The sequence below is a fragment of the Rahnella sp. JUb53 genome (genome assembly GCF_004346065.1).
Taxonomy (GTDB): domain Bacteria; phylum Pseudomonadota; class Gammaproteobacteria; order Enterobacterales; family Enterobacteriaceae; genus Rahnella; species Rahnella variigena.
The window spans coordinates 74,515-87,514 of record NZ_SLYT01000010.1; the positions used below are offsets into that span (position 1 = coordinate 74,515).

Consider the following 13,000-nt stretch of genomic DNA (forward strand, 5'->3'; position numbering starts at 1 on the left):
CTGATAAGGATATCGAAAATGGAAAAGAATACGTTACCGCCGGTCGCTGTCTGGCGTCGTCTGATGAGTTACATCCTGATGACCTTTCTCGCCATTCAGCCGGTGATGCCTGCCGTGGCGGCAGGTGTGCAGGTGGCAAACGGCGCGACGCAGGTCGATCAGGCAGGAAACGGCGTGCCGGTGGTTAACATCGCGACACCGAATCAGGCGGGCGTATCCCATAACCAGTATCAGAATTTCAACGTCGGCACCGAAGGCTTAATCCTCAATAACGGCACTGACCGGCTGACCCAAAGCCAGCTCGGCGGCCTGATCCAGAACAACCCTAATCTGAAGGCCGGGCAGGAAGCCAAAGCCATCATTAACGAAGTCACGTCTGCAAACCGTTCACAACTCAACGGGTATATGGAAGTGGCGGGGAAAGGCGCCAGCGTAATGGTTGCCAACCCTTACGGCATCACCTGTAACGGCTGCGGATTTATCAATACGCCGAATGCCACCCTGACCACCGGTAAACCGGTACTGGGTGCTGACGGTAAACTGCAATCCCTGGAAGTCACGCAAGGCGCGATCACCGTTGAAGGCAAAGGGCTGGACGCCAGCCAGAGTGGCTATTTCTCTCTGATTTCCCGCGCAACAGAAATCAATGCGCAACTTAATGCGCAGGATCTGACCGTGATCGCAGGAGCCAACCGCGTTGACGCCAGCGGCAAGGTCACGCCGTTAGCGGGCAAAGGCGACGCACCCCGTGTCGCCATCGACACCGGCGCGCTGGGCGGCATGTATGCCAACCGCATTAAACTGGTTTCAAGCGATAAAGGCGTCGGCGTCAATCTCAGCAATATCAATGCGCGTCAGGGCGATATGCAGCTTGACGCCAATGGCAGGCTGACACTCAGCAACAGCGCGACGGCAGGCTCGCTCGCTGCCAATGCGCAGGACATTCAGCTCAGCGGCAAGCATCAGGCGCAGTCCGTCGCGATGAACAGCCAGGGCGAAATGCAGCTGCAAAACGCCACCATCACCAGCAACGAGAATCTCACCCTGATCAGCAATGGTCAGTTGCAGGCAAGTGGCAGCCAGATAACCTCTGGTCAAACGGTGAAAATGCAAAGCGCCCGGTTAACGGCGGATAACAGTACGCATATCGATGCACAGCGTGATGTGGAGCTGACCAGCAACGGCGACCTTGCCTTGCAGGGTAACCTGACTGCCGGGCAGGATGTCCGGCTCACGGGTAATAAGCTGAGTAATCAGGGAAATATTACCGCCAGCCGCAACACCGTTGTTCACACCGCCACGCTGGAAAATAAAGGAAAACTTCAGTCTCAGGGCAATTTTACTCTGGACTTGAGCACCCTGAATAATTCCGGAGACTTGCTGTCAGGCGGGTCACTGGCGATGAGCACACAAACCGCCACCCTCGGCGGCACGGTCAGCGCAGGAAAGGATCTGACGTTTACCGGTTCGTCCCTGAACCTGGACGCTGACGGGCAGTTGCTTGCCGGACATGATCTGGGGCTGACGTTCAGTCAGTTCTCTCTGGCCGGTACCGCCAAAGGAAACAATCTGGTCTCCCTTCAGGGCGATCGTTTTACCGGTTCACAGAACAGTTCACTGACCAGCGACGGCGGGTTGTCGCTTCATCTGTCCGATGCACAAATTGACGGCCAGCTGGCCTCACTCGGGACGCTGACACTCAACGCAGACCGGCTGGTGACCGGCACACGAGCGCAGTTGCAGTCGCAACAGGACATGACCTTAACGCTGAAGGAATCGGCTGATTTGCAGGGGACCCAGGTCGCCGGGGACAATCTGGCGATTCAGGCCGTTACGCTTAATCATAAGGGACAAACGGCGGCACAACATGTCAGCCTGCGCGCGGACAACCTGAGTAACGGCGGCAACGTGTCGGCTGAGACGTTGCGTCTGAGCACGGATTCACTCATCAACAGCGGGATCCTTCAGGGCAACAGCGCCATGCAACTGGATGTCGCCTCGCTGAATAACCTGAGCAGCGGCCAGATTGTCACCGGTGGCGCGCTCGATCTTACTCTGCCACAACTCAATAATGCCGGTTTGCTGCTGGCGGACAGCTTCTCCCTGACCTCAGATTCACTCAATAACACCGGCACAATTCAGGGCTCTTCCCTGCTGGATATCCATGCCGACGCGCTCGGCAATGCGGCGTCGGGTCGTCTGCTGAGCGGCGCAGATCTGACGCTCAGCGCGACGCAACTGGGCAACGCCGGCATCATTCAGGGTGAAAACGCCCGTCTCTTCGCCACAGATTTTACTAACAGTGGCAGCGTGCTGGGGCAGCAATCACTTGAGGCCACGGTCAGCCATCAGCTTGATAATACCGGCAAACTGATGAGCCATGGCGCGATGCAAATCAGCGCAGAAACGCTGGAAAACAGCGGTTCCCTGCTCAGTGAAGGCAGCCTCGCGCTGAACGGTAACCGGCTGACCAACAGCGGCACCGTGCAGGCCAGCCAGCTTAATATCCAGCAAACGCAGGTGGATAACCGTGGTGCGCTGACTGGTCTTAATACGCTGGCGATGACGTTGTTGCAGGATCTCAGTAACAGTCAGCAAGGCGCATTGCTCTCTCAGGGCGACCTGTCGGTTTCCGCACAATCCGTCGTCAATGACGGTATCTGGCAGGGGCAGAATATTTTGCTCAGCGGCCAGCAGCTCACCAACAACGGCACGATTCAAAGCGCCGATGCGCTGACACTCACGCTCACGCAGAACTTCATCAGTGGTAAAAACAGCAAACTGACTGCCAGCGGAACGGCGGCACTTCAGGCACTGGCGCTGACCAATCAGGGGCAGTGGATCGCCAAAAACCTGAGTATCTCCGGTAATACGCTGAATAACGAAGGCGAAATCTCCGGCGTGGACGGACTGACTCTCACGCTGCAAAACGCACTGACTCAGCAATCCTCCGGCAAACTGCAAAGTAACGGCAGCACAAAGATCACCGCCAGCCACCTGGATAACGCAGGACAACTGCAAACCCGCGCGCTGACACTGAATACTGCCCGTCTTGATAACAGCGGCACCCTGCAGACGCGGGAATCAATGGATCTGACCCTGACCGGCGATGCACAAAACCATGCCGGTGGTGTGATCCTCAGCGATGGCACGCTGAATCTTAATGCCGCGACGTTTAACAACGACGGCATCGCGCAGGGCACGACGCGCGCCACCTTTGAGCTCTCGCAGGGCATAAGTAATCAGGGTCGTTTGTTGTCCGGCGGCCAGTTAAGCCTTGATGCCCCTGACTTCCTCAACACCGGCTGGCTGCAAAGTGACAGCCTTAGCCTGAATATCACAAATACGCTGACCAACAGCGGCACGCTGATTGCCCAAAATCAGGCCACGCTCGGCGGGAATGCGCTGGAAAACAGCGGAACGGTTCAGGCAGGTGCGCTGACGCTTGATCAGGCCAGCGTGAATAACACCGGTACGTTGTTTGCCGCGCAAATGCTCAACCTGACGACACAGACGCTCGCCAACGCCAGCAATGCGAAAATTTTCAGTGCAGGCGATATCACACTGAACAGCCGCACGCTGGCGCAAAACGGCCAGATTGTGGCGCTGGGGAATGTCACGCTGACGTTGCTGGAAGCATTAACCCAAAACGGCACAGTGGCGGCAGGAAAGGCATTAAACGTCGGCACGTCAGGTGATTTCATCCAAAACGGCACGATGCAGGGGCAAAGCCTCTTACTGACCAGCGGGGGCAACTTCAGCAATCAGGGAACCCTGACGGGCGGTGACGGCACCTTCAGCATCCGTGCAGGAAACATCCGGCAGAATGCCAGCGGCAGCCTGCAATCTGGCGGTGATGTCAGCCTTGAAAGCCGCGCAGATATCGCCAACAGCGGGTTTATCGGCACTGCCGGGAACCTGCTTCTGAGCGCCACCGGCACACTGACCAACAGCGCCCTGCTCTATTCCGCGCTCGACATGACACTTTTGGCTGACCGGATCAGTAATATTCAGGGCGACATTCTGGCAGGAAACAACCTGTGGATGATGAAAGATGCCGCAGGGAATGCCAGCAGTGAAACGGTCAACAGCTCCGGGACCATCGAAACAACCCATGGCGATATCTCGATTTACACCGGCCATCTGCTCAATGAACGCAACGGGCTGAGTTTTTCCCATGAAACTCATCAGTATGTCCCGGCGGGTCAGGCCTACATTGACGTTTCACTGAAAGACATTGATCCCGCTTTACTGACCTACGATAAAGAAACCCTTTGCGGTGGCGGCGTCAACGACCACTGTACGACCCGCTATTTTGTACTGATCAGCCCGCAACTTGAGGATCAAAAAGTCCTCATCAGCGATGAAACATGGACGGCAACGGCGGGAGGTAATGCGGCCAGGATTGCAGCAGGCCGTGATCTCACCGTGCAGGCCAGTACGCTGGACAATAATGCCAGCAGCCTGCTATCGGGCGGTAACATGACGCTGTCCGGCGACCGGCTGAACAACAATTCTGTCGACACCGGCACCGTCTCGGCCTACCAGATTTATCATTACAACTGTGCAAAAGCCGCCGGTTGCCGTGAATCTGTGAGCGCGACGGAATATGCCACTCAGAAGGCATCATCAACTACCGTTCGTTTTGACCTGACCGGCGCACCGGTTTATGAAACCAGCAGCGATGCCGCCGCTTACCGCGCGGTGATCCAGGCCGGTGGCAACCTGACCGCTACCTTTGCCAGCGATATCAGCAACACTTCATCCTCTGCCCATGCCGGCAGCATCAGCCATGAACTTTCTGCCCCTGCGCTGAATTCCCTCAGCGCACCGGCTGAATTCGCCGGTGCTTCGTCGCAGGATCTGGCCAGCGCCTCACAGGAAGAGATCACCGCCCCGCAATGGCGTGACAGTATTGCCGATGCCTTGCAAACCCTGAACGGCGGCACGACGCTCAACAGCAGCGATTACCCGCTGCCCACCAGCAACAGCGGCTATTTCGTGGTGAGCACCGACCCGCAAAGTCCGTATCTCATTATCACCAACCCGAAACTGGACGGACTCGGACAACTGGATAACAGCCTGTTCAACGAAATCTATGCGATGCAGGGAATGAAAGCGCCGGTCGCGCCACGTGAAACCGGCCGCCAGTACACGGAAGAATCCTCGTTTATCGGCTCAGCCTATTTCCTCGACCGCCTGAATCTGCACCCTGATTACGATTATCGCTTCCTCGGGGATGCGGCATTCGATACCCGCTACGTCAGCAACGCGCTGATTAACACCACCGGCAGCCGCTACATCAACGGATTTGGCTCCGATCTGGCGCAGATGCAATATCTGATGGATAACGCTGCCCTCGCGCAACAGTCACTCGGTTTATCCTTTGGCGTGGCGCTGACCGCGGCACAAGTGGCCTCACTGGATAAAAGTATTTTGTGGTGGGAAAACAGCGTGGTGAACGGCCAGAATGTGCTGATCCCCAAACTGTACCTTTCCCCGAAAGATGTCGCCCCGGCTACCGGCAGCGTGATCGCCGGTAACAATATTCAGCTGGCGGGCGGCACGGTCACCAACAGCGGTTCGACGATGCAGGCCAGCTCCGGTCTTTACGTTTCGGGCCAGAGCACCATTGATAACCTCGATGCCGGGCTGATGAAAGCGGGTGGCGATCTCAGCCTGTTCGCGCTTGGCGACATCAGTAACATCGGCTCGACCATCAGCGGTCAGAGCGTTTCGCTGGTCAGCTTCGACGGCAATCTGATCAACAAGACACTGACCAATCAGTGGAACGCTGCGGGTAAATCCGGCGTCGATACCCTCGCCCTCTCAGACACCCAGACTGGCGATATGGCCTCGATCACGGCGGGCGATTCCCTGTCGATGTACGCCGGTAAAAATATCGATATCACCGGTGCACACCTCAGCGCAGGCAGCAATCTTGCCATGCAGGCGCTCGGCGATGTCAATATCAGCGCCAACCAGACCCGTGAGCTTGACCAGCGCAGTTCTCGCGGCCAGAACACCCTGACGGAGAGTACCGACACGCAGGCCAGCAGCATTTCCGCCGGTGGCAGCCTCGCCATGCAGGCCGGTCATGACCTGAACATCAGCGCCAGTCAGATTGCCGCAAAAGGCGATGCCACGCTCAAAGCCGGCAACGACATTAACCTGCAAACGCAGGAACAGAGCGCCCGCAGCAAAACCAGCAACAGCGAACAACGCCTCAGCCTGGTGGATAACACCACGCTTAACGCAGGTGGGGATTTAACGCTGGTGGCCGGTCGTGACCTTAATTCGCAGGCAGCCAGTATGAGTGCGGGCGATAACGCCACATTAGCGGCCGGACGTGACGTTAATCTCAACGCCGAAGCCATCAGCAGCTACAGCGAATCTCACGGCAAGAAAAAACAGCAGATCGATGAGCAAATCCGTCAGCAAGGCACCGGACTGACCAGCGGCGGGGACACCCGCATTCAGGCCGGTCAGGACGTGACCTTCAATGGCGCACAAGTCGATGCTACGGGCGATCTGGCTGTTACCGCCGGACGCGACATCACCCTTAACAGCGTCACGGAAAGCGATTATTCCTTCTTCGAGCAGACGAAAACCTCGGGCGGTATTTTCTCAAAAACCACCACACACACCGTGCGCGAAGATTACGCGACTCACGAGAAAGGTACTCAGCTCGGTGGCGACAATGTTTCGATGATGGCCGGTCACGACCTGAACGTTAATGGTTCCAGCATCATCGGCGACAGCAATGTCAGCCTGCTGGCGGGCAACGACATCAACGTTCTGGCGTCCACCGAAGAACAATCCGCCTACCGTCTCGATGAGAAGAAAAAAAGCGGTCTGTTCAGCGGCGGCGGACTGGGCTTCACCCTCGGCACCACTGAAACCCGCCACCGCGTCAACGAAGACGGCACCACACAAAGCCAGAGCGCAAGCTCGATTGGCAGCCTCGGCGGCGACGTCAGCCTGATGGCGGGCAACAACGTCCACGTCAGCGGCTCGGACGTGATCTCCACTCAGGACATGCTGATCAGCGGTAAAAGCGTGCAGATTGACCCCGGTCAGGACGCCCTGCACCGCAAAGAGACCTTCGAGCAAAAAACCACCGGCCTGAACATCGCCCTGTCGGGTACCGCCGGTGCAGCAGCTAACAGCGGCTATACCGCCGCACAAAGTGCCAGTGATGACAGCAGCGGCCGGATGGCAGCACTTGATGGCATCAAAGCCGGACTGAACGGCTATCAGGCGTATCAGGGTACCCAGCTTGACGGCAACAACAGCGGGGAAAATAGCTTTATCGGCATCTCGGCCTCCATCAGCCATCAGGAAAGCCGGTCCGAGCAAATAACCGATCAACGCGCCGCCACCGGTTCGTCGGTGATGGCCGGCGGCAACGCCACGATCGAAGCACGCGAGGGCGACCTCAACGTTATCGGCAGCAAAATCAAAGCTGACGGTGATCTGAGCTTGTCCGCTGCCGACGACATCAATCTGCTGGCGGCCGATAACACCCAAAAAACCACCGGCAAAAACAGCAGCGCCGGCGGCGATATCGGCATCAGTTTCGGGGTCAGCGGTGAAAAAGCCGGGCTGAGCATTTTCGCCGACGTCAACGCTGCCGCAGGCAAAAACCACGGCGACGGCACCACCTGGACGAATTCCGAAATCGGCGCAGGCAACAACCTGAACATCAATGCCGGTAACGATCTGAACATCAGGGGCGCACAGGTTTCCGGTGAGCAGATCACCGCTGAGATTGGCCGCAACCTGACGGTCGAAAGCCTGCAGGACACCGAACATTACGATTCGAAACAGCAGAGCGCCGCAGCGGGCGGCAGCTTCACCTGGGGCGGCGGTGGCGGCAGCGGGTACATCAGCCTGACGCAGGACAAAATGAACGCCGACTATGCCAGCGTCACCGACCAGAGCGGCATATTCGCGGGCAACGGCGGCTTCGACATCACCGTCGGCAACCACACCCAGCTTAACGGCGGCGTGATTGCCTCCGGTGCCACGTCGGACAAAAACCGCCTCGATACCGGCACGCTGGGCTGGAACGACATCCGCAACAAAGCCGATTACAGCGTCGAGAGCAGCAGCGCCAGCATGAGCTCCAGCGGCAACACCGCCTCACAGTTCATGGGCAATATGGCCAACGGCATGCTCGCCGGGCTGAACAACGACGGCAGCGCCGCCAGCACTACCGGTTCCGCTGTCGCGGACGGCACGATCGTCATCCGCGATAAAGAGAAACAGACGCAGGATGTTGCTGAGTTAAGCCGCGACACCGACAACGCCCACAGCACGCTGGCGCCGATCTTCGATGCTGCCAAAGAACAGCAGCGCATCGACGAGAACCGCGCCATCGCGCAGATTGGCTCGCAGGTGGCGGACATCGTGCGCACCGAAGGGAAAATCGCGGCACAGGAAGCGGCGAAAAATCCCGACAATCTCGCCGCCGCGAAAGCCGCGCTGGAAGCCGAAGGAAAAACGCCAACCGCTGAAGACATCGCCAGACGTGCCTACGACACGGCGCTAAACGACTACGGCACCGGCAGCGATAAACAGAAAGCCGTACAGGCGATCACCGCCGCCATACAAGGCCTGACGGGAGGCGACTGGGGCTCCGCCGTGGCGGGCGCAGCCGCGCCTTACATGGCTGAATACATCAAAACCCACACCGCCGAAGGCGCTGAACGCATCATCAGCCACGCGCTGGCCGGTGCCGTCGTCGCCGAAATGCAGGGCGGCAATGCGGCAGCAGGCGCGGCCGGTGCCGGGCTGTCAGCCGCAGGCGCGAAGTACATCGCCGAAGCGCTCTATCCGGGCAAAGACATCAAAGATCTGAGCGAGGAAGAGAAACAAGGTGTAGTTGCGCTGGCAACGTTAGCCTCAGGGATCGCCGGTGGCGTAGTCGGAGGAGAGGTAAGCTCGGGGATCGATGGGGCGAAATCGGGTCAAAACGAAGTCAGCAATAATATGTTCACTATCGTGCAGCTGCAAAACATGATGATAGCTAACAATATTGCAGCGGCTGGTGGTACAGAATCAGTACGAAGCGCGAATCAGGAAGCCGCGCTGGCACTGGATAAAGCAGTCACTGAATTTGGTCAGGACGCCGTCAAACAGTGTTTATCAGGCGGAAGCTGCCCTATGGAAGCTGCTTTTGCATTACATCTGATAGCAGGTATGCTCAATTCTGATGCTGATTCCACTCCAAATATCGGTAAAGACCTAACAGATGCAGATAAGGCTGAGTTAGGGGGTACTGGTTCAGGAACGCCAGGTGGCTGGGGACCAGAAGATGAGGAAAGTGCGCGAGATAAAAAACTAAGCACTTCGGACAAAAGGTCTATTAAATCTCTGGAAGAGCAAATAAAAGCTCATGAGGAAAAATTAGCTGCTTATAAACGCAACCCCGATGCGTTTGATAATCAAGGCCATCTTCAGAATGCACCGAGCGATGCAGTTAGACAAAGGATTATCGAAGGAAGAATTCGTCATCTTGAAAATGAGATTAAGACGTTTAATAAGAATATACATGAAATAAAAAATGGTAAGGGTTAAATATGCAAGTAGATCTTGATTTACTCGAAAAAGCGATAAGTGACATATTTAACGAAATGAGGAAAAAAGGTATGAGTAGCATTCCTTTAGAAGCAGATTTTTATTGGAATATACCTTCGGAGTTTAAATATGATCCTTATAATGAGCCAAATCAATTAGATATAGGCCAACTAGAGGATGATTATGACACGTTATGTCAAGCTCAGAATGCTAACAAGTTGATGGGTTATAACTTGAAAAATATTTCTGCAATAATGCGTTATTTATCAGATAAATATCCATCCTAGAAAACATAATCGCCCAGCCATTCAGCTGGGCGGTTTTATCTATCGTTTAACAGTAGCCCATCGTTGCGTACCCCGCTGGCCTCCGGAAAAGGTGAAGTTTGAGTCACTTAGTAACAAACTAGGCCGTTAATCCAGACGCTCTTTAAAAACCTGGCATCAGCATTTTCGCCGACGTCAACGCTGCCGCAGGCAACAACCTGAACATCAATGCCGGTAACGATCTGAACATCAGAGGCGCACAGGTTTCCGGTGAGCAGATCACCGCTGAGATTGGCCACAACCTGACGGTCGAAAGCCTGCAGGACACCGAACATTACGATTCGAAACAGCAGAGCGCCGCAGCGGGCGGCAGCTTCACATGGGGCGGCGGTGGCGGCAGCGGGTACATCAGCCTGACGCAGGACAAAATGAACGCCGACTATGCCAGCGTCACCGACCAGAGCGGCATATTCGCGGGCAGCGGCGGCTTCGACATCACCGTCGGCAACCACACCCAGCTTAACGGCGGCGTGATTGCCTCCGGTGCCACGTCGGACAAAAACCGCCTCGATACCAGCACGCTGGGCTGGAACGACATCCGCAACAAAGCCGATTACAGCGTCGAGAGCAGCAGCGCCAGCATGAGCTCCAGCGGCAACACCGCCTCACAGTTCATGGGCAATATGGCCAACGGCATGCTCGCCGGGCTGAACAACGACGGCAGCGCCGCCAGCACCACCGGTTCCGCTGTCGCGGACGGCACGATCGTCATCCGCGATAAAGAGAAACAGACGCAGGATGTCGCTGAGTTAAGCCGCGACACCGACAACGCCCACAGCACGCTGGCGCCGATCTTCGATGCTGCTAAAGAACAGCAGCGCATCGATGAGAACCGCGCCATCGCGCAGATCGGCTCGCAGGTCGCGGACATGGTGCGCACCTCCGCCAATGAATTAACGAGGATAGTCGATTGAAAATAATAGATAAAAATGATGAGTTGCTTGTGGTTGAAATTACACATAGGGAATTTAATCTCATAAGAGAACTAGAGTCAGCCGTACTGATATCATGCAGTAAAGATGAGATACCCACTTTAACGGGCTGGACTAGAGAAGAGCTTTTAGCATTCGGTGCTTTGCTAAGTGATATTGCGGAAGCTAATAAGATTAAACTTTAATAAGAAATCCCGCCCTCGTTGGCGGGATCTTACTTTATACGTCAGCTAATTACGCTTCGGTCGCCAGCCGGATGATCAGCTATCCCCGCGCCGCTTTAATCATCCCGTCCAGCCATTCCTGATGACCGTTGATCATCGGGTTAGGTCGCGTTATTGCCAGTTCGCGTGCGGGTTTTCCATTTTGGGTTTCCTGCGTCAGGATACGTACGCGGCCGCCGGACAGTTCTTCGATAAGCCACGCGTGATGCACATCGAGACGGGTGTCGGCATCGCCTTCTGCCCAGCCGTGCCACGCCATTCGCGCTGGCTGGCCTTTGACCGGCGGGACGTATTCATTAACCTGCGCTTCCACCGGAAAACCGAAGGTGCTGAAACGAAAACGTGCGCCGTCGCTCAGGCCCGGTCCGCTGCCGTCGTGGAAGTCAATATCAGATGCATTACTGTAGTAAACCGGCCAGGCGGCCGTGTTATCGAGTTGTGCCCAGAGTTCTTCCACGGTCACACCGGTGATGATCATTTCGTTAGATGCGAAGTTGTCGGTTTCGCCGGGAATATAGCCCTGTGGCCAGTTAATCGCATTCATGTGTGTTTCCTTTTTATCTGTGGAACAGCCCGCTGGCTGGTGTTCACAAAGAATACGCATCGCTGAGATATTACGGAAATTACCGCTCGTGATGATAAATATTCATTATTTTTATATCTGAGCGCCGGACAAAAAAACAGGCAGAAGAAAGCTTCTGCCTGTCAGTTAATGCGCTGATGTAAAACGAATATCAGCTGATGCTGTAACGCTCAAGCCAGTGCGCGTAAGGCGCAGGCAGAACCCATGAAGGGTTGTCCTCGCCCAGTTCTTTCGCCAGCGCATACGGATAATGCGGGTTGGCGAGCATAGCGCGGCCAATCATCACCAGATCCATATCTTGTTCGCTGATACAACGCTCGGCGATTTCAGCGGAAGCGACGCCCCATGAACTTGCCACCGGTAAACCGGCTTCGGCACGTACGCGGCGCGACACCGGTGCCAGGAAACCAGCACCCCATGGGATCTGTGCTTCCCAGGTCGAGAAACCGACGCTGACGTTAAGCATATCCAGCCCTTTCTCACGCAGAATACGGGTCAGTTCGATAGATTCCGCCAGGGTTTCTTCATCACGGCCATCGTATTCGATCACGCCAAAACGCGCGGTGATCGGCAGGTTTTTCGGCCAGACGGCATTCACGGCATCGAAAGTTTCAATCAGGAAACGGCTGCGACCAGCGAAATCACCGCCGTATTCGTCGGTGCGGGTGTTGGAATGCACGGAGAAGAAGCTTTGCGCCAGATAGCCGTGGGCGAAATGCAGTTCCAGCCATTCAAAACCGGCATCGCGTGCGCGTTTTGCGGCAGCGACAAAATCGGCCATCACGCGCTGGATATCGGCTTTGGTCATTTCTTTCGGCACTTTTGGCAGATGTTTGCCGAATGCTACCGCGGATGGCGCAATGGTCGCCCAGCCACGCGGATCGCCTTCAGCAATATGGTCGTCCCCTTCCCATGGCAGATTGGCGCTGGCTTTGCGGCCTGCGTGACCAATCTGGATCCCCGGTACTGCGCCTGCGGCTTTGATGGATTTGGCGATCTTCGCCAGTTCAGCAGCCTGTTCATCGTTCCAGATCCCCAGACATCCCGGTGTGATACGGCCTTCCGGTGAAACCGCCGTCGCTTCGACAATCACCAGGCTCGCGCCGCCGCGTGCCAGCGTGGCGTAATGCACCTGATGCCAGTCATTCGGCACGCCATCAGTGGCGGAATACTGGCACATAGGCGGAACCGCAATGCGGTTTTTTAAGGTGACGTCTTTCAACGTAAACGGCGTAAATAGTGCAGACATAATATTTCCTCGGTGGATTGGCACATTCAGCACTCAGAGTGCTGCCAAAGAGCTATAAGCAGAAGTGTAGAAATATTATAGTGCGTATCAAATTTCGTTATAAC

At 56.0% G+C, this 13,000-nt stretch carries 7 protein-coding genes; 4 read left to right on the forward strand and 3 right to left on the reverse strand.

The annotated features are described in order from the left end of the window. The first annotated feature begins 18 nt into the window (after positions 1 to 18). Together EC840_RS20400 and EC840_RS20405 are read left to right on the forward strand one after the other, a co-directional pair. A complete protein-coding gene (locus EC840_RS20400) occupies positions 19 to 9,582 on the forward strand; it encodes a hemagglutinin repeat-containing protein (protein WP_132966808.1) in 9,564 nt (3,187 codons plus the stop codon). A gap of 2 nt (positions 9,583 to 9,584) precedes the next feature. After that, positions 9,585 to 9,869 carry a hypothetical protein gene (locus tag EC840_RS20405; protein ID WP_129640111.1) on the forward strand — a complete coding sequence of 95 codons (285 nt, stop codon included), beginning with the start codon at positions 9,585 to 9,587 and terminating at the stop codon, positions 9,867 to 9,869. A 107-nt stretch (positions 9,870 to 9,976) separates the two neighbouring features. Here EC840_RS20405 and EC840_RS25590 read toward each other — a convergent pair whose 3' ends face one another. Then, the gene (locus EC840_RS25590) at positions 9,977 to 10,183 is read right to left on the reverse strand and encodes a hypothetical protein (protein WP_240783395.1); all 207 of its coding nucleotides are present in this window, start codon (positions 10,181 to 10,183) and stop codon (positions 9,977 to 9,979) included. Positions 10,184 to 10,276: 93 nt separating this feature from the next. Between EC840_RS25590 and EC840_RS20410 the strand changes: the two genes are divergently transcribed. After that, entirely contained in the window at positions 10,277 to 10,822 is a 546-nt protein-coding gene (locus EC840_RS20410) for a hemolysin (RefSeq protein WP_243701104.1), read from the forward strand. Continuing rightward, on the forward strand, positions 10,819 to 11,025 hold the full coding sequence (locus EC840_RS20415; RefSeq protein ID WP_113877992.1) for a hypothetical protein: 207 nt from the start codon (positions 10,819 to 10,821) through the stop codon (positions 11,023 to 11,025). The genes EC840_RS20410 and EC840_RS20415 overlap by 4 nt, the downstream gene beginning before the upstream one ends. A gap of 79 nt (positions 11,026 to 11,104) precedes the next feature. Here the strand turns inward: EC840_RS20415 and EC840_RS20420 are convergent, their stop codons facing one another. Together EC840_RS20420 and EC840_RS20425 are read right to left on the reverse strand one after the other, a co-directional pair. Further along, positions 11,105 to 11,608: an SRPBCC domain-containing protein gene (locus tag EC840_RS20420; protein ID WP_129639154.1), complete on the reverse strand. Its 504-nt coding sequence runs from the start codon at positions 11,606 to 11,608 to the stop codon at positions 11,105 to 11,107. Between the two features lie 190 nt (positions 11,609 to 11,798). Further along, entirely contained in the window at positions 11,799 to 12,896 is a 1,098-nt protein-coding gene (locus EC840_RS20425) for an NADH:flavin oxidoreductase/NADH oxidase (RefSeq protein ID WP_112290884.1), read from the reverse strand. Positions 12,897 to 13,000 lie beyond the last annotated feature (104 nt).